We start from the raw sequence: 19362 nt of genomic DNA on the forward strand, positions 1-19362 counted from the left end.
TAGGCCCAAACGGCGTATCCAATGACACTCTTCGGAAACCGAAAGCCTTTGATCCGCGACAAATCTTCGATGTTCAACATGGAAACGAAATATCCGGACGTTGCGACGTCAGCAACCTGACAAAGCCACTGCCCCGTAACATGAGTTGCTCGCCGCGCTCTGGCCTACCTGATGCGATCCCTACTTGCAGGAAGCGACATGGCTTGCGAAAGGCTGCTCCTAAGCGTCCCATGACGCCACCGGCATCCCCACAAGCGCTTTGTTGATTGTCACGCCAAGGCCCGGGTCGTCAGGCGGCAGAACCCCGCCGTCTTTGATCGGCGCATCAAATTCGCCGGTCTGCACCGTCACCATATCGCGGGGATCCAGCACACAGCGCAGCAGGCGCGTTGGCACTGTTGCGCCCATGTGGAAAATAGACGCCGCTGATAGCGTGGAGCCCACAGTGTCCTGCACGCTGATGGTCAGCCCGGCGGCGCGGCAGATATCTCTGTGGCGTCTGGCATGGGTCAAACCCCCGGCTTTGGAAATCTTAAGCCCGATCCCGTCCGCAATATCTACCGCCAGTAGCTGGGCAATATCGCCATCCTCCTGCGCCAGTTCATCCAGAATGATCGGCACAGAACAGCGTTGGCGCAAAGACAGCGTTTCCCGCCAGGTCGCACAGGGCGCTTCCAGCGCAAAATCAAGGCTGCCCTCAGGCAGGGCGCGCAACATCCGCAGTGCGGTCTCCGGGATCAGCCCGCCATTGGCGTCCACAATGAAATATTCGCCGGGTCCGCGATCTGCCAGACAGGCCGCGATACGCTCCGCATCAAGCTGGGGGCCGCCTTCGCTGTCGGATGCGCCAACCTTCACGGAATGACCCAGATAGCCCATTGCGCGATGTTCGGCCACGCGCGTGCGCATATCTTCAGGCGTGCCGGCATAGATCGAACTGATCGCCGGCAGCCGCTTGCCGGTGCCACCTCCCAGCAGTTTATAAACCGGCAGGCCCACAGATTTGCCAAACAGATCCCAACAGGCGAGGTCTATGGCGTTTTTGGCGTGGTTATGCCCCAGCAGAGCCGTGTCCATGGCATCATTGACCCGGTCCACATCGCGTGGATCATGGCCAATCAGATGCGGCGCAATCTCTTCAATCCCGGCCCGCGCGCCTCTGGCATGGGCGGCGATATAGTTGGTGCCAAAGGGCGTGCTTTCGCCCCAGCCCTCAGTGCCGTCATCGGCGGTCACACAGACCAGGACACTGTCAAAGCCGGTATAAACGCGCCCGCCGGACAGCTCATAGGTGCCACCTGAATAGGGCAGGGTCAGCTCATAAAGGTCGATTTTTTTGATTTTCATGGGTCAGTCCTGCGGTGGGATCAGCACCAGCTGTCCGGTGTGTTGTTTTGCCAGAAAATCGTCCTGCGCGGTTGCGATCTCTGAAAGCGGGTAGGTTTTGGCCACCACCGGGCGGATCTCGCCAGTCTGAATGTATGTGATCAGATTTTCAAAGACGATGTCCTCCTGAAAGGTACAGCCAAACAGGGTGAGGTCTTTCAGATAGAGGGTGCGAATGTCGATTTCACAGATGGGTCCTGCAATGGCACCTGCGGTGACATAGCGGCCACCACGGCGCAGTACATCCAGAAGGCTGGGCCATTGTGGCCCGGCCACCAGATCCACCACAACGTCCACAGAACCAGCGCCCAGTTCCGCCACCAGATCGGCATTGCGGTCCAGAATGCGATCCGCGCCGAGTGCTCGCACCGCGTCGATTTTGGATGATGAGCACAGGGCAATCACCGTGGCCCCCCGGCGCTTTGCCAGTTGCACCGCAGCCGAGCCAACCCCACCGGAGGCACCGGTGATCAGCACGGTCTCAGCCCCTAGATCGGCACGATGCAGCATGCCCTCGGCCGTAGAGTAAGCACAAGGAATGGCGGCGAGTTCCGCATCTGACCAGTCGCATTCCACCGCATAGGTTTCTCGCGCCGGTGCCTTACAATATTGCGCAAAGCCGCCGTCGCATTCGCTGCCGATGGTCCAGCATTCATATAGCCGGTAATCGACATAGCTGCGCAGCATATTGCGCACGATCACCCGCTCTCCGACTCGCGCCGGATCAACCGCCTCTCCCACGGCCACGATATGGCCGCACACATCTGCGCCCTGAATCCGTGGAAAGCTCAGTGGCACGCCCGACCAGCTGGCATCTTCGCTGTCCACAGAGTCAAACCCCTCCGCGCCCCCGGTCTCTGTGTCATCTGTCACCTTCTTGGAATACCAGCCAATGCGGGTGTTGATATCTGTGTTGTTGATCCCCGCCGCGCGGACACGGATCAGCACTTCGTCTGCGGCAGGCTGTGGCGTTGCCACATCATTCTTATAGGCCAGCTTTTCAATGCCGCCGTGACCGGTGAGCTGGACGGCTGTCATGGTTTGAGGGATCATCTTAAACTCCAAAAGATGCAAGCGGTGCGCCAAAGAGGGCCTCATCGGGCGTGATTCCCAATCCGGCTCCGGTCGGACGTGCGATGTGCCCACCGACAATTTGAATGCCGTTCTGCGGATCATAGTTGCCTTCGATATAGGGCGCGGCCAGCCATACCCCTTCAAGCAGCTGCGGCTTTACCGTGGCACCGATCTGGGTACAGGCGGCGGCAATGATATCGCCCCCCCAGCTGTCGTCACATGTATGCGGCAGGTTGCTGGCCTCGCAGATGTCGCGCAAGGTGCGCATATGGGTCAGGCCGCCAATACGCGTGACTTTCATGCCAAACCCATCCACTAGGCCAGAGCCGACTGCGGAAATCACCGTGTTGAGATCGACACTGTTCTCATCCATGTAGATGCCGTGGTTGACCTGCGGCCGTATTTTCTCCAGATCCTGAATGGTGTTGCAGGGCTGCTCCATAATGAAAGGCACATGCGGCAACTCGCGGCTGACGCGCAGGGCGTCACGTGTGGTCCAGCCACGATTGCCATCTACCGCAAGGCGCATGCCTGAGCCTCCGACCGCTTCCCAGACTTTGGCAATCGTTTCAATGTCGATTTCCACGGGGCGGCCGCCAACCTTGACTTGCAGCCGTGGATAGCCTTCCTCCAGCTTCTCTTTGGCCAGCCGAGCAATCTCATCTGGTGCACCAACACCTGTGGCATAGTATGAAGGGACACGATCAACAATCGCCCCACCCAGAAGATTCGCCACGCTCACGTCGAGAACTTTGCCCATCAGATCATAGGCGGCAATATCCAGCGCGGCTTTGACATAGTTGTGACCCGCCAAAAGCGTGTCCATCTTGCGGCGCAATTGACCGGGTGTTGCGTCTGATCCAATCAGTCCTTCGGCCATCACCTGCAATGCGGCGCGGGCACCGGCGGCATGGGCCTCGGCATAGATTGGTCCGACAGGACAGGTCTCTCCCCAGCCAACATGGCCAGTAACAGACACAAGTTTGACCAAAGTTGTGTCCAATGTCCACACCGTGCCACTGGCCATTGTATAGGGGCCATTTTTGACCGGAAGGTCGTGGGAGTAGATATGTATCTCTTTGATTTTCATGTGATCTATTCGCAATCTTTTAAAGGTTGTCTGATGTCGGTTGCGGTATTTGGTTCTACGAACCTGCTTACGGCAATGTAGGCAGTCTCGAATGTCGACATCATCCCGTCCTTTTGTGTCATGGGTGCAGTCTTTATTCTTGGTTAGCAAAAAAATGGGTGCCAGAGTGAACTGAGAGGACACTCCCTTTATCAACCTTCAAAAAGAGCGGGCATAGCAACAAACGCTGAATAGTGCCGTTCCTCAAAATTGGTGTGTTTATGCTAAGCTAGGCTCGCTAGAGGACAGTTCTGAGGAACGGCTATGCAATTTTCTAATGCTATTCTACTTGTGCGGTCACGTTGTAGTTGTCGCGCACACCATCGCGATACAGCGCCTTGGCGAGAGAAATGCACATCAGGCCCATCACCATTGTAAATGGCAGTGCGCCGATGATCATTGCCGCGCGCAGGGCGTCCATCGGATTGTTGTCGCCAGTGGCCAAGATGAGCGCACCAATAACAGCCGTCAGTATCAGGCCCCAGATGATGCGATGCTTGATACCTGTTTCTTCTGCACCGCCGGACATGATGGTGTTCATAACCAAGATGCCTGAGTCCGCCGAAGTCACGAGGAAGGTCATAACCAGCACCACGCACATCACGTTTAAAATGGACAGAAGAGCACCGTCGATCATGTAAGACAGGGTGACAAAGAGCTTGTTGGTGTTTGATGCACCGATGATTGCGCCATCCGCAACACCTGCGAGCTCCAGATCAATGGACGTGCCACCAAGAATGGTCATCCAAGCAAAGCACACCAGTGCCGGCGCGAACACACAGCCCAGGATGAACTCACGCACACTGCGCCCCTTCGAAATGCGCGCCAAGAACAGGCCCACAAAAGGAGAGAAGGCAATCCACCAAGCCCAATAGAAGGTTGTCCAGCCAGCCTGCCAGCCGAACTGGCGACCTTGCTCGCCTGCTGCGTAAGTCGCAGTCAGCGTGGTTTCATCGAGCTCAGCAGCGGCGCCTGTAAGACCAGATTTGAAGCCCTCATAGCTGCCCCATGCATTGGTGGCGCCTCCCATCAGTTCCCCTGCAAGCGGTTGTGCCGCAGCAGGCAGCGAAGAGGCAAAAGCTTCTGCTGAAAGCGGGCTATATGCGCCAAAGCTCAGAGACAGGAAGTGCAGGATATAATCCACCATCGCGGTGCCATAGGTGGTCATTGCAAAAGCGAATGAGCCAAACACGACAAACGTGCCAAGCAAGATGATGGACAGCACAAGGTTCAGGTTGGAGAGGTATTTCACACCACGGCCCACACCAGAAACCGCAGACAGGATGGACAAGCTCATGATGGTCACAAGCCCGGCAATCAAGCCTACTTTGCTTGGTGTTGGAACCTCACCACCCATATCCATTATCCAGGTCATTCCAGTGATCGCGTAGATCCCATCAACAAACTGGCTGATGCCGTAGCCGATGGTCACAGACACACCAAGAATGGTTGCAACTACACCAAGTACATCGACAAGATGGCCTAAGAAACCGTTCATAAGACGACCAAACAGTGGCGTCAGAGCAGAACGAATGGTCAGTGGCATACCGCGTGTATACGCATAGTAAGCAAGGCTAAGCCCCGTCACGACGTAGATCGCCCAAGCATGGAAACCATAGTGCAGGTACGTGTAGCGATAAGCGGATTGAATCGCCTCGGGCTGATTGCCCGGCACAGCCCCCGACACAACTTCAGGGTTAGATCCCCAAAGCCCCAGAGGCTCAGCAGTGGCAAACACCATCAGGCCCACACCGAGACCTGCCCCAAACATCATTGAAAACCAGGAGAAATTCGAAAATTCAGGCTTTTCGCCTGGCGCACCCATGATCCGTTTCCCGGTTGAGGGCAGCAGTGCCACAGCAGCAAGAAAGAAGAAAAACAGTCCAACGATTATAACGTAAAAGCTATTGAAGCTCTCAAGGAGCTTGCCGTTCAAGCTCCCGAGCGTGCCAGTCGCATTGGCTGGAAACACCAGAGCCCAAAGCACAAGCGCCACCATGATGCCCTTACTGATTAAGGCAATTGGCACGCTGTAGTTTTCATAGAAACCGGCATCAGCCGTTTCTATCTCTAAGTCCGTAAAAGGTTCTTTTATCGACATACTATTCCTCCCGTGTTGTTATTGTCCTTTTCAATCGATCCTGTCCCTTTAGCGACTCCTTTCGCGTCTTATCACTGCTATCCAGCGCGCTTTTGAGTATGCGGTGAAATCCCAAAATGCTGTCGAAAGCACTTGGAGAAATGACTTGCAGACGCAAAGCCACACGAGATGGCCACATCTAGGACTCGCATGTCGGTTTGCTGCAATAAGGTGCGGGCACGCTCTAATCGCAAGCTGGTCATGTAGGTTTTGGGGCTCATGCCCACGTACTTTTGAAACAATCTTTCCAGTTGCCGCGTTGACAGCCCAGCGTTGGCTGCGACTGCACTGGGAGACAGCGGGGCCTCCAGGTTTTTCTGCATCAGCTCGACCGCACGCGCGAGTTTTTCATGACGCGTTCCAAAGCGGCACAGATCTGTCTGTGTCTGACGATCATCCTTCACGCGAACCGATGCATAAAGCAAGTGATCTGCAACTTTAGTTACAGTATCTTGACCACATTGCTGATTGATAATCGACGCAAAGAGATCAATGGTAGATGCCCCGCCGCCGCATGTGGTGATGCCACGTTCCGTTTCATAGATCGAACATACGGATTCAATTTCCGGAAACAGCTCCACAAACGCTGGCTGATGCTGCCAATGCGCACTCAACCTCTGTCCAGTCGCAAGACCAGCACTGGCAAGGATCGTTGCGCCGCCGCCGATGCCGCAGAGCTGAACACCAAACCTTCGGGCCTGCCGCAGCCAGGACTTCAGCTCGTTGGACACAATTTGCGCAACACCCGCCGCTCCGCAAATGACGATACAATCACCGCGACTGGTGTGCGGTAAGCTTCCCTCGACCTCTACTTTGATGCCAGAAGACGATGTCACCGGACCACCGGTTTCGCTCACGATGGTCCAATCAAAGACAGGGTGCTCGGCGACAGCGTTTGCTGCTGCCAGAGCGTCTACACCTGCACCAAGTTCCAAGGCTGAGAAGCCTGGTGAGATCAAGAAGACGAACTTGGCACGGGCGCTTGGCTTGATGTTTGAGTTTGAGACTCTGATTTCAGGACCCCGCATCATTTTCAGCCCTCTCTTCTCTTAGGCACGCATGTTTGCACCGTTGGCGTCATATGCTGGGGCGCCAAGGATCTCTGCATCGTACATTGTGCCCAATATCTCTACCTGGAGTTTGGTGCCTGGCGCAGCATGCGCCATCGCTACATAGCCCATCGCCATAGACTGACCGACGCGATGGCCATACCCACCGGAAGAGACGTAACCGACTGCCTCGCCGTCTTTTAGGATCGCCTCATCGTTGGAGACATCGATGCCATCAACCTCGATTGTCATCGTCACAAGCTTCTGTTTGACGCCTTCCTCACGGAATTTGAGCGTGGCATCTTTGCCGACAAAATCCTTCTTCCAGTTGATGAAAGCATCCATGCCGCTTTCAACCGCGTTGAAATCTGGACGGAAATCTGTGGTCCAGACTCCCCAACCTTTTTCCAAGCGCAGGCTCATCAATGCGCGTGCGCCATACCAGCGATAGCCCAAATCGGCACCGGCCTCTTCAATCGATTGCGCCAGACGCAGAAGGTATTGAGGCTTGCAGTAAATCTCATAGCCCAGCTCACCGGAGAAAGAGATCCGGTTCAGGATTACAGGAACACCGCCCACAAAGGTCTGGCGCAGGTCGCGGAACTTGAACGCCTCCGCGGAGACATCATCACGGGTGATGCGGGCCAGCAATTCACGTGACTTCGGCCCGGAAAGAGCTACACCGTGCCAGTCGTCCGACGCATTGCTATAGGAAACATCCGACGGCAGATCTTTCTCAAACCAGCGACGGTGCGCCTCCTGCATCGACCCCGAACCAAACAGGATGAAGTGATCGTCAGCCAGGCAGGCAACGGTCAGATCACCATACAGGCGACCTTTTTCGGTCAGCATAGGGGTCAAGGTCAGACGGCCCGGCCTCGGAACATAGCCTGCGAGGGTTTTGTTCAGATAATCGCGTGCGCCTGCGCCCTTGAACTCGTGCTTCGCAAAGTTTGCGATCTCGATGCCGCCGACTGCGTCCTGAACGGCCTTTACTTCGCGTGCGACGTAATCAAATGAGCGATTGCGCTCAAATGTTGGCTCTTCATGCGCATCGTCAGCACCGTCCGCAAACCACAAAGCGTTTTCAAGACCAAAGCCTTGATCCATCACCGCGCCCTTGGCCACCAGCCGGTCATAAAGCGCCGTGGTCTTTTGCAAGCGCCCTTTGGGCAGTGTTTCATTGGGGAAGGTCATCACAAAACGGCGCTCGTAGTTCTCAGCCGATTTGATGGTACCCCAGTCTGGTGTTGCAAATTCGCCAAAGCGCGCCACATCCATGGCCCAGACGTCGATAGACGGCTCACCGTCAATCATCCATTCCGCCATCGTCAATCCAACGCCGCCGCCCTGACAGAAGCCCGCCATTACACCAACCGCACACCAGTAGTTCTTCATACCCGGAACCGGGCCGATCATTGGGTTGCCATCCGGACCAAAGGTGAATGGGCCGTTGATCATGTCCTTTATGCCAGCCGTGCCGATGGCTGGGATGCGCTCAAAGGACATTTCCAGACGGTCAGCGATGCGGTCCAGATCTGGTTGCAAGAGCTCATGGCCAAAGTCCCAAGGTGTTCCTTCGATCTTCCAGGGTGTAGATTTCGGCTCGTAAGTTCCCAGCAGCATCCCCTGACGCTCCTGACGGAAGTAAATGTTTGCCTCATAATCTATGCCTGCAGGCAAACGGCCAGCTTCGCCCATGCTGTCCATACGCCCGGCAATATCTGGGATTGCTTCGGTGATCAGGTAGTGGTGCTCCATTGGCTGTACAGGCAGGTGAATACCGGACATATGGCCAATTTCCCGCGCCCAGAGGCCACCACAGTTCACTACGTGTTCTGCGTTGATCTTGCCCTTGGGAGTGGTCAGATCCCAGCTGCCATCCGGGCGCTGACTCATCGCGGTCACGCCGCAATGGGTGAAATACTGCGCGCCATGGTGACGGGCGGATTTCGCAAAGGCATAGGTGGCGCCAGACGGGTCAACATCGCCATCCTGATCATCCCACAGGGCGGCGTGATAGTGTTTCGGGTCGATCAGCGGGTGGCGTTCGGCCACTTCTTTGGGACTGATGAATTCCTGATGCAGGCCCATATAGCGCGCTTTGGAACGCTCGCGCTTTAGATAGTCATACCATTCTGGGGTCGAGGCCAGATAAAAGCCGCCGGTGATGTGCATGCCCACCGAATGGCCAGAGGTCTCTTCGATCTCTTTGTAGAGGTCGATTGTATAGGATTGCAGACGCGAAATATTCGGATCTGAAGAGATCGTGTGGATCTGTCCCGCCGCGTGCCAGCTTGAGCCGGAGGTCAGCTCGTCGCGTTCCAGAAGGACGGTGTCTTTCCAGCCGAATTTGGCCAGGTGAAACAGGATCGAACAACCGACAACGCCGCCACCGATCACAACCACTTTGGCGTGGGAGGGCAGCTGCTTGCCGCCAGTGCTTTCTTCTTTTTGAATCTCAGGCATTATGTTTCCTCAGTTCAGGGGCAACCGGCGGAATTTGCCGGGCATTGCAGGGTCATAAAAATGGTCAAGTGGTCCGTTTTCGATCAGATGGGTGTGCCAGTGGCTGAGCGCGTCTCTATCAAGCGTCACGCCCAGACCGGGGCCTTCGGGAACGGTGATCACGTCATTTTTCTGGCGGAACGGCCCGCCTTCGATGACATCACCGATCTGCCAGCGAAACAGCGACTGTGATGGCTCAGAGATCCAGGGCATGGCTGCGGACATATGAAGGTATCCGGCGGTTGCGATGCCTGCATCACCGGAATAGCACCAGAAGCCGACGCCCATCGCCTCACAGGCCCCGATAAAGCGCACCGCGCGCGCGATACCGCCCAGAACCGCAAAATTTGTCACAATGTAATCCGGCCCGCCCACGGCAACCGCCTTGCGGATGTCTGGCACATGGGTGGAGATCGGAATGGTAAAGTGGCGGCGCAGCTCTGCCATCTCTTCAAAGGTCGCAACCGGATCTTCGTAGTTGCGTATATTATAGGGCTCGATTTCACGGAACAGACGCATCGCGGTTGGCAGCGAATACTGCATATTGCTGTCCAGCCGGATCATCGCCTTGCGGCCCAGCGTGTCTCGTAGCGCTTTCACCGTGTCGATTTCCAGCTCGGGATCGCCGAGGATCAGCTTGCCTTCGAACATGGTTGAGCCATGCTCCTCTGCCATACGGGCACAGTAGTCCGCCACCTCCTGAGGGGCCATTTCGCCCCCGACACGATAGCCAAAGTACTCGGTGAAAGGGATCTCTTTGCGCACCGCGCCCCCAAGCAGGCTATACAGCGGCTCATTGGCGACCTTACCGCGCAGATCCCAAAGCGCGATCTCAATCGCACCAAATGCTTTCACCACAGAGCTGTCATCTGTGTTTTGTACGATCTGCCAAGGCGGCACGCATAGGCTTTCGCAGCCAGCAATATCCAACGGGTCTGCGCCGACCAGCCGTTCGCCCATGGCCTCAATCGTGCGCACCACGTCAATTGAGGGTGCTTCACCAAGGCCAACCAAGCCTTGATCCGTCTCGACTTCGATGATGGTTTTTGACGTGCCCGGATAGTATCCGCCGGTCCACCACATCGGCTTTTCAAGCGGAATATTGACCGGCGTCGCCTTCAGCCCTGTTATCTTAATACCAGGCATCAGGCAGTTCCTCTTTGCGCTTGGCGACATAGGTTTGGAGCTCTTCGAGCTTCGCGACGTCCATGTCTGGCTGTTTGTATTCAGCCAACATCTGCTTCCAACGGGCGCAGGCACGCGCGCGCATATCTAGTGAGCCGCGCTCCTCCCAGTTTTCAACATTTTCGCTGTCTGAAAGCTGGGCTTCGTAGAACGCATTCTGATAGTGACGCATCGTGTGAGCCGACCCAAGGAAGTGCCCACCGGCCTCTACTTCGCCATAGGCATCACGTGCAAAACTCTCGTCGCTGGTGTCCAAACCTTGGCTCAGAACCTTTTGATAGGATCCAAGACGATCCGCATCCATCACCAGCTTTTCGTATCCAGTAACCAATCCGCCTTCGAGCCAACCAGCTGAGTGCAGCACGAAATTAGCACCAGCCAGGATGGTTGAATGCATTGAGTCTGCACTTTCATAGGCGGCCTGAGCATCCTCGATCTTCGATGCCGTCAGAGATCCGCCACATCGCAACGGCAACCCGAGACGGCGCGCCAGCTGCCCAATCGCGTAGTTCGAGACCACGGGTTCCGGCATGCCAAAAGTGGGGGCTCCGGTTTTTAGTGACATGGACGACAAGAAATTCCCCATGACGAATGGCGCGCCTGGGCGGATCAGCTGTACATATGCGCAGACCATCATCGCCTCCGCCATCGCTTGCGCCACGGCGGCCGCCGTCGATACGGGCCCCATCGCCCCTGTCAAAATGAACGGTACTGTAACGACCCCCTGACCCCGCGCGGAGTAGACTCGCACCGATTCAGTTACCACGCGATCCACCAACAAAGGTGAGTTGGTGTTCACATTCGCCATAATAACGCAGTTGTCATCTACAAACTCGCGCCCGAAAACGATATCCATCATGTCCATGCTATCTTGCGCACGGCTCATTTCTGTGATCGCTCCTAGATGTGGTTTGTCACTCAGTGTGATGTGCGCCATGAGCATGTCAAAGTGGCGCTTTGAAACAGGAACATCGGTCGGCTCGCAGGTCACAAAGCCACCGTGATGCAGATTTGGGTGCATATAAGTCAGCTTCACGAGCTCTTCGAAAGCAGCCATGTCACCATAGCGGCGACCGCGCTCAAGATCGCGCACGAAGGGAGAGCCATAAACCGGTGCAAAAACCTGATTGGTCCCGCCTATGGTGACAGACCGCTCCGGGTTGCGGGCAAATTGGGTGAACTCGCTAGGCGCCTTGGCACAGAGCGCGCGAATCCAACTCGCATCAGCGCGCACTAAATCATCTTCGACGCTCGCGCCCTCTTTTTTCCACAATGCCAACGCTTCAGCGTCGTCTCGGAACGCAATTCCGACCTCTTGAATGATCCAGTCGACCTGTGCCTCAATCTTGACGAGGTCCTCTTCATCCAAGATGTCGAATTGCTTGAGTTTACGGCGAACAAAAGGGCTGGCAATCGCGCCTTCCCCCTGCGTGTTGCGTTGCCTAGACGCTCTTGCGCGACGTGCCATTGGTCTGCTCCCCATATTCTTCAACTCAGAATATTAACCCGTGAAAATGGAGCTGTGACGCTTGAAAAAATAAATGGTTGGCATAAACAGATTTTATGCAAGAACTCTGGAAACAACTCGGTTCACCCCGCCATCTCGTCGTCTTTGAAGCGGCGGCGCGGCTCCAATCCTTCACGCTCGCCGCACAAGAACTGAATGTCCAACAGCCGGCGGTGAGTGTCGCGATACGCCACCTCGAAGAAGGGCTCGGTACGGCTCTGTTCATTCGCCAGCACCGCAAAGTGATTCTAACCACCGCGGGGGAACGTCTTATGGCGGATGTAACACGGGCTTTTAGCCAGCTTGCCCAATCTGTGACATCGATTCAGCAGCTTAAGCAGGCCAAATATGTCACCCTCAGTGCATCGACCGCATTTAACAACTACTGGATCATGCCAAGGTTGGTAGAGTTTCAAGCGCAATACCCGGAAATTGACTTGCGTTTGCAATCAAGTGATCGCGAGCCAGACATTGACGCAGAAAATATCAGCCTCGCTATCCGCTTAGGCGACGGAAATTGGCCAGAATACGAAAGAGCGCTGATCGCTGATGAAGTGATTTACCCGGTCGCGGCACCGCACATCGTGGAAGCAGCAGGTCAGTTTGAGGACGTATTTGACCTGCTCAATCAGCGGCTGATCCACCTGGAAGAGCCCATTCGTCAAAGGCCGAGCTGGAGCGATTGGTTCAAAAACTTCTCGGTCAAATCAGGCGTGCCAAACACCGGACTTCGGCTAAATGACTATGCCCTTGTCCTGCAAGCCGCCATGGCCGGAGAAGGCTTTGCATTTGGCTGGAAACATCTGACTGATCGCCTTGTGGCACAGGGCGTGCTGGCCGCACGGTTTGAATGGCAGTGGAAAACCGGAAACGGGTTCTATCTTGTCTGGTCAAAAAGAACGCCTCTGTCTGCTGACGCACATCGAGTTAAAAGTTGGGTCTTGGCAAACTGCAACTAAGCGTTGCCAACATGACAGACTTCTCCCAACGTTTATGGTGGTAAACCGCCCGTTGTTGTGGATGAGACACTGGAACGGGGGTTAGCAGCTGATACACGCCGATCGCGTTTTGATGACTGAAATCACTTATCTAAAGGCGAATGAGTGTTTTATTTCTCGCTGTGTTGTCATCGATCTGTTCTCGCGCTGCATTTTCGGCACGGCTATGCAGCCGCACGAGGCCTCGAAATTTGCAGTGGAAGAGAGAGAAGGTCAGAAAGTGAGAACCCCGCGTTAGGCAGAATGTCCTGACCTGCTACCCAAAAAACTGGACCGTCCTGAGCTGGAATTTTCCAATTATGATCCCGAGATCGGGAGAAGGAGAGTTCCATGAAGAAGAGCAAGTTCACGGAAGCGCAGATTGCGTTTGTTTTGAAGCAAGGCGAAGAAGGCACGAGCATCGCTGAAGTCTGTCGAAAGACTGGGATTGCGGAGGCCACGTTTTATAATTGGCGCAAGAAGTATGGCGGGCTGATGCCTTCCGAGATGAAACGTCTCAAGATGCTGGATGAAGAGAATACGCGATTGAAGCGTCTGGTGGCTGGCCTGTCTTTGGATAAGGCAATGTTGCAGGATGTTATCAAACGAAAGCTCTGAGGCCTGCCCGTCGCCGAGAACTGGTCGATGAGCTCCGCGCGGTTTGGGGTGTCGGCGTCCGGCGCGCCTGTGGCGTGTTGCAGGCGCATCGCTCGACCTACCATTACAAAGCACACGGCGGCGAGCAGGTCGAACTCAAAAATCGTATCAAAGAGATTGCAGAGACGCGTGTGCGCTATGGCTACAGGCGCATCCATGTCCTGTTGCGTCGCGAAGGCTAGATGGTGAATGCCAAGCGTGTCTACCGTCTCTACAACGAAATGGGCCTACAACTGCGGAACAAAACGCCGAAACGCCGAGTCAAAGCCAAGCTTCGGGAGGATCGTGTGGAAGCAACGCAAAGCAATGAGACTTGGGCAATGGATTTTGTGCACGATCAACTGTTCACGGGCCGCAAAATCCGCGTGCTGACCATCGTGGACACCTTCTCGCGGTTCTCGCCTGCGACCGATCCGAGGTTCAGCTACCGAGGAGAAGATGTTGTTCAGACACTTGAGCGCATATGTTGCAAGGTCGGCTACCCGCAGTTCATTCGTGTCGATCAGGGATCGGAGTTTGTCTCCCGTGACCTGGACCTTTGGGCTTACCAGCATGGCGTCGTTCTGGACTTCTCTCGGCCCGGCAAACCGACAGATAACGCCTTCATTGAGAGCTTCAACGGAAAATCTCCAGCCAGGTGGTCCGAAGAAGGGGAGCGGCTCAGTCCTCCGTTTCCTAAACATAACGGTGAACCAGTTCAGTGGGGGAGGCTCACCAGTACTCAAAATTGACGGGTAAGATTGCACTGAAAACGAGAAGCACGGTTGATTGCGTCCCAAATTTCAAATTTTCGAAATGGTTTTTGCAGAAACTCGATCGGTCCACATGATTGAACCAAAGCTTTTGTCATCTCGAAAGAAGTGTCCCTAGCCCCCCCCGATATCACTATGATCGCCGCGCTAGGCATTTCTTTTATAACTTGGTCTAGAAATGAAACGACAGAAATCCCATTAAGCCAAAAATCAGCAATAACTATATCAACGCTCTCTGTGCGCTGCAGTAAGTTAATTGCATCCTTCGAACCTGTCGCTGTCTCGATTTCATGTCCAAGCCAGGACACAGAACGACTAAGAAGCTCGAGAACGGATTGATCATCTTCTACAATAAGCACCTTTGCCATAGTCATTTGCCTTCCGCTTGATCTTTAGTGAGTGCGATATTCCTTGAAATTCTCCTAAAATGAGATCGATCAGTATATGGAAGTTGGTTTATTCGGGCGGCGATGCGCAATATGGGATCTTCTTCCAGCACCCTCTGACCTTTAGAGGTCAGGGAAATGATATTGCTTCTTGCATCCATCGGATTTCGACGCTGCTCAACCAAACCTTTGTTTAGCAATGTGGCAATGCACCGAACGATTGGAGCATGCGTGAGACATAAGAAGCTTGATATCCAGCGAACTGTCCTTCTGCTTGGAGCAGTATCATTTAGGTATCTTAAAATTGACCATTGGAGCGCTTGGATATCTTTTGATTGCGTATTGGAATAAGACTCTCTGAGCAACTTTTCCAGAAGCAGCATTGTAGCAAAGTCTTGCTTCAACTCGTTTTCAGAAAGCTCTGGAGGGTCATCCTTCATTTCTCTGGGCGCCTACACTTATGCTTATTAGCAGGAAAACTCTTAGCTATTTCACGGGCAATTTCGATGGGAGAGCAATCTCTGTCTATTGTTCTGAATGTCTTTAGAAATGAATTAGGTGCTAATAGCACAATAAAGAACTGCGTTTCTTTGTCAACTGCATCGCATCACAAACTGAGAGCATCACTCAAAGTCTGCAGTAGATCAGATTTTCGGAATGGCTTTTGCAGAAGCGTCACACCCTTGTCCAACCGCCCATGATGAATAATAGCATTCTCCGTATACCCGGACATAAACACAACTGGCAAACTGGGCTGAAGCTCTGTTAACTTCTCGGCCAGTTGTTTTCCATTAAACTCTCCCGGCAAAACGACATCTGTCAGTAATAGGTCGATGGCATTTGAATTATGCAATTCAAGGGCGCTACCAGCGTCCCAAGCAGATATAACAGAATAGCCCGCGCTTTCTAACTGAGCCTGCACTGTTTCCCGAATTGCGCTATCATCTTCAACCAAAAGAACGACAAAAGTTTCGCAAATAGAACCGACACTAACATGCTCTAACTCGCTGCTCCCCGCACTAACGGAAAGCGCTCTAGGGAGGTAAATCTTGACAACAGTACCCTCACCCAACTCACTATAAATTTTTATGTGTCCTTTGGATTGCTTGACAAAGCCATGCGCCATAGCAAGCCCCAATCCAGTCCCCATTGATATATCTTTTGTTGTAAAAAAAGGCTCAAAAGCCTTCTCAACAATTGGCTTTGCCATTCCAGTTCCCGTATCGCTGCAAGCAATACAAACATACTGGCCGCGGTCTATTTCAGCGGTTTTAGCATAGTGATCATCAACACGTGCGTTAAGCGCCTCAATCGTTAGTTTTCCGCCGCCAGACATTGCATCCCGAGCATTGATAGCAATATTAATAAGTACATTGTCTAACTGATTTCGATCAACTTCTATCGGCCAGATGCCGGCATCCGAGATGAGCTCAACTTCGATGTTTTCACCCAAGAGCGAACGCAGCATAGGCACCAAATCGCGCAGCGCTTGTCCAGGACAAACTACTTCCGGAGACAGAGGTTGCTTGCGTGCAAATGCTAGCAGTCTGTGCGTGAGTTTAGCCCCTCGCTCAGCCGCAGCCATAGAACTATCTACCATCCTATGAAGCGCAGGAGCTTCGGTTGCTTCCTTCAATAATTCTAGATTGCCAAAAATAACTGCCAATACATTATTAAAATCGTGAGCGACGCCCCCCGTCAGGCGACCAATCGCGTCTAGCTTAGACGCCTGCCATAGCTGCTCTTGAGTTGCGCGTTCTTCGGTGACATCCCTCAAGACTGCGCACAAACCACCACTTTGCAAACTATAGCGCTTAATTTGAAGTAGACTATTTTCGGGTGAAGTTAGAATTTCTTCCGGGTCATTGCCAGAGCGTGATACTAAATGAGCCGTTACGATGTCATCGACCACACCCGTCCCGAACGCTCCTGACGAAGCCAACCCAGTATATAGATCCCGCAATGACATCCCATTGTTGATTTCAAAATTTGCGAAACTCACCAACTTACGGAATGTATCGCTGACAATTGTCAAACGTTGATCAGCGTCAAAAACGGCGACCCCAAGCTGCATAGCTTCGAATAAATCTTGCATTTGGCTCATTGCGATCTGAGAGCCTGTGTTGTCGTTTTTATCCATCAATGCAAAGGGGTCCTAAAAAGAAATAAAATCAAGAACCTAGTTGTCCATTCTGGCCCATCGGAAAGCCGTTTCCTCGTCCCGAAACACCCCGACATGGCGCCAAATAGTGCTCACATAGCTCTCGTACATTCGAAGTGTCCCAAACCCAATATCTGTGTTTCCCACGAGCGCTACGCGTAGATTCGGATTCACAGCAGAATTTGTTGCGTCTTCTGTGCGAAGCACTTTCATCTGGTCAGTACCTATACGCATTTCTGTGACGTTATCGAAAATCCAGACATGGTATTTTCGCAATTTATAATCGGAATGATCGATTATCTCTCGACGAGCTTTGACAATCTCATCGTGCGTCACGACCCCCTGGAATCGGAGGACGGCAAAAATTCTGTTGTGTTCTATTGATACGATCATGACCCAGTGTCCCTGTGTGTACTAGAAGAGACATTGCCCCGAAAGAGTTTTAGTTCCCATAACGGCAATTTTTTTGCCACTTACTATCGATCCAAAAAAGTTCGATTTTTTTGCGTTTTTGCTGATTAAACATCAAATCGAGGATTAGAGTGTCTTTGAAGGGGACTGTTGGCATTGCCAACTTGTATACACGCGACTGACTGCAGCAGGGTCCGCGTCGGTCAGGTGATCATCTCGAGAACGTAGTTGTTACATAGGCTAAAAGCATTTGTTCTGATGGGACGGTATGAGACAGTGCAGAGTTGATTGCGGCGGGGTCGAAATATGGTGTTGATCTGGTCGTGAGAGGCAAGGAATCATTTCGTTTATCTTGGCGACTTGAAGCGCCCCATAAGCTTTTCGCGCTTTCGAGTTGGTCTATTGATCCTTCGATCCGATTGTTCAAACCTTTGTGTACGCGGTGATCCGCACCCGGTGCAAGATCGCGGATCGACGTAAAATAGCTTCGCAATTTACCCGAGATCACAATACGGGGCTCGCCGAATTGCGCAATCAACTGCTTCAGAAAGCGACGGGCTGCCTTAGCATTCCGCCGTGGTTGGACGAGGATATCAAGCGTGTCTCCGTTTGCATCCACCGCCCCCCAGAGCCAGAATTTCCGACCATTCATCGGAATGAAGACTTCGTCCAAATGCCATTTGTCGGCCGCCCCAGGCCGCTCTCGCCTGATGCAACTGGAAAAATGGCCGCCAAAGCGATTGACCCACCACCTGATCGTCTCTCGGCTGACCGTCACGCCGCGTTCCGCGAGCAAATTCTCAACATCAGCGGTGCTAAGCGAAAAGCAATAGTAGGCCCAAACGGCATAGGCGATGATTGCGGGTGGAAAACGAAAGCCCTTCAGGCGAGGCATCTTCATACGTGAGGCCTAATCAGTCACGAAGTGCAAACAAGTTGGCAATGCCAAGCAGTAAATCTCCTAATGGTTGATTTCAGTTAGTACAGCTTGCACGGTCAAATCATCGATAACCAGTGTACTGATGTCCTCACCATTCAAAGCGGCGCGCACAGCGTCAATTTTGTCTTTGCCGGTTGCCACACCGATCCGAACAGGAATTTGTCTGGCCTCTTCTAATGGCAGGCTGACCAGGCACGAGTTCAGGGCGTTGTCGCACAGCGAACCACGCGCATTGACCAGATGGCCCAACAGTTCGGCCCGTATTCCGTCCTTGAACAACTGGGCCCGGTGATCTTCCGATAGCGGGTGGGCGCGGTAGTAGGTGGCTCCCTGCCCGGCTACCGCCCCTAGACCAAGTAGGGAAACATTCGCCGCCCGGGCGCGATCTATTACGTCACCCACCGCACGCACGGACAGCAGCATATCCCGCTCTACCGAGGTATCCACGTGCAGCGGGGCGTGGATCAGGGTTGCGGAAGCACCCAACTCATCGGCTATACGAGTCGCTATGTGGTTCACATCCGTATAGTGCTGTCCCTGCACCCCGCCGATGATCGGCACGGCAACATTCGCATTTGTCCCTGTGGTTTTGAGGTGGTCGGCAACGGTGCTGAGCGTCTTGCCACCGGAGATTGCCAGGACATCCTCGGCACCAAGAATATGTTGTACAAGAATATGTTGTAAATGCTTTGCTGCCGTTTTGTCGACCAGATCCAGCGTGGTGTTAGCGTTGCCGGATACGGTATCTACCACTAGGCAATCGATCAGCGGCCAGCTTTCCTTCATCTGGCATTCCAGATCGAACAACCGCTAAAACGGGCTGTTAACGCGAAATTCGACCATGCCCATTTCTCGGCCCTGTTTGATAAGCCGGTTTACCTTGGCCTTAGACAGCCTAAAATTTTTTGCAATATCGGTTTGCAGTTGATCTTGGTCTTCCCCCAGTGAAGTGGTCCTCCACTATGTTTAGTAGAACGGAGGAATCACATGGGCAACAAGCGACCCAAGCCAGAGGAAATTGTCACGAAGTTACGACAGGTTGAGGTCCTTACTGGGCAAGGTATGCCGCGTTTGGATGCGATCCGGCAAATTGGTGTGAC

At 53.6% G+C, this 19362-nt stretch carries 13 protein-coding genes and 3 pseudogenes; 3 read left to right on the top strand and 13 right to left on the bottom strand.

Going from position 1 to position 19362, the window contains the following annotated elements; translation table 11 throughout:
- Positions 1 to 219: 219 nt before the first annotated feature.
- The 8 genes from J7412_RS21250 to J7412_RS21285 form a co-directional block, all read right to left on the bottom strand.
- Positions 220 to 1347, bottom strand: coding sequence for a mandelate racemase/muconate lactonizing enzyme family protein (locus tag J7412_RS21250; protein ID WP_209081701.1), 1128 nt, complete (start codon positions 1345 to 1347; stop codon positions 220 to 222).
- Positions 1348 to 1350: 3 nt separating this feature from the next.
- Positions 1351 to 2439, bottom strand: a complete 1089-nt coding sequence (locus tag J7412_RS21255; RefSeq protein WP_209081703.1) for an alcohol dehydrogenase family protein — start codon at positions 2437 to 2439, stop codon at positions 1351 to 1353.
- 1 nt (position 2440) lies between these two features.
- Positions 2441 to 3550 (bottom strand): mandelate racemase/muconate lactonizing enzyme family protein, encoded by a 1110-nt coding sequence (locus J7412_RS21260; protein WP_209081705.1) that lies wholly within the window; start codon positions 3548 to 3550, stop codon positions 2441 to 2443.
- Positions 3551 to 3869: 319 nt separating this feature from the next.
- On the bottom strand, positions 3870 to 5690 hold the full coding sequence (locus J7412_RS21265; protein ID WP_209081707.1) for a BCCT family transporter: 1821 nt from the start codon (positions 5688 to 5690) through the stop codon (positions 3870 to 3872).
- A gap of 77 nt (positions 5691 to 5767) precedes the next feature.
- Positions 5768 to 6760, bottom strand: a complete 993-nt coding sequence (locus J7412_RS21270; protein ID WP_209081715.1) for a GlxA family transcriptional regulator — start codon at positions 6758 to 6760, stop codon at positions 5768 to 5770.
- Between the two features lie 18 nt (positions 6761 to 6778).
- Entirely contained in the window at positions 6779 to 9247 is a 2469-nt protein-coding gene (locus J7412_RS21275; RefSeq protein WP_209081718.1) for an FAD-dependent oxidoreductase, read from the bottom strand.
- Positions 9248 to 9256: 9 nt separating this feature from the next.
- Positions 9257 to 10432, bottom strand: coding sequence for a mandelate racemase/muconate lactonizing enzyme family protein (locus J7412_RS21280; protein WP_209081720.1), 1176 nt, complete (start codon positions 10430 to 10432; stop codon positions 9257 to 9259).
- On the bottom strand, positions 10419 to 11939 hold the full coding sequence (locus J7412_RS21285) for a trimethylamine methyltransferase family protein (RefSeq protein ID WP_209081722.1): 1521 nt from the start codon (positions 11937 to 11939) through the stop codon (positions 10419 to 10421). The genes J7412_RS21280 and J7412_RS21285 overlap by 14 nt, the downstream gene beginning before the upstream one ends.
- Before the next feature lie 95 nt (positions 11940 to 12034).
- Here J7412_RS21285 and J7412_RS21290 point away from each other — a divergent pair, with 95 nt between their 5' ends.
- Together J7412_RS21290 and J7412_RS21960 are read left to right on the top strand one after the other, a co-directional pair.
- On the top strand, positions 12035 to 12937 hold the full coding sequence (locus tag J7412_RS21290) for a LysR substrate-binding domain-containing protein (protein ID WP_209081730.1): 903 nt from the start codon (positions 12035 to 12037) through the stop codon (positions 12935 to 12937).
- Positions 12938 to 13306: 369 nt separating this feature from the next.
- A pseudogene (locus J7412_RS21960) lies at positions 13307 to 14238 on the top strand (IS3 family transposase); the annotation flags it as partial.
- A 95-nt stretch (positions 14239 to 14333) separates the two neighbouring features.
- Here the strand turns inward: J7412_RS21960 and J7412_RS21305 are convergent.
- From J7412_RS21305 to J7412_RS21325, 5 genes and pseudogenes are all read right to left on the bottom strand, one after another.
- Positions 14334 to 14732, bottom strand: coding sequence for a response regulator (locus J7412_RS21305; protein ID WP_209081752.1), 399 nt, complete (start codon positions 14730 to 14732; stop codon positions 14334 to 14336).
- 2 nt (positions 14733 to 14734) lie between these two features.
- A complete protein-coding gene (locus J7412_RS21310; protein ID WP_209081760.1) occupies positions 14735 to 15190 on the bottom strand; it encodes a MarR family transcriptional regulator in 456 nt (151 codons plus the stop codon).
- 167 nt (positions 15191 to 15357) lie between these two features.
- On the bottom strand, positions 15358 to 16890 hold the full coding sequence (locus tag J7412_RS21315) for a response regulator (protein ID WP_247744057.1): 1533 nt from the start codon (positions 16888 to 16890) through the stop codon (positions 15358 to 15360).
- A gap of 635 nt (positions 16891 to 17525) precedes the next feature.
- A pseudogene (locus J7412_RS21320) lies at positions 17526 to 18223 on the bottom strand (IS6 family transposase).
- 60 nt (positions 18224 to 18283) lie between these two features.
- Complete coding sequence (locus J7412_RS21325) at positions 18284 to 19069, bottom strand: sugar-binding domain-containing protein (RefSeq protein WP_280637761.1); 786 nt, start codon at positions 19067 to 19069, stop codon at positions 18284 to 18286.
- A 180-nt stretch (positions 19070 to 19249) separates the two neighbouring features.
- Here J7412_RS21325 and J7412_RS21330 point away from each other — a divergent pair.
- Positions 19250 to 19362 (top strand): annotated as a pseudogene (locus J7412_RS21330) (IS3 family transposase); the annotation flags it as partial.

The sequence above is a fragment of the Shimia sp. R9_3 genome, assembly GCF_017743755.1.
Taxonomy (GTDB): Bacteria; Pseudomonadota; Alphaproteobacteria; order Rhodobacterales; family Rhodobacteraceae; genus Shimia.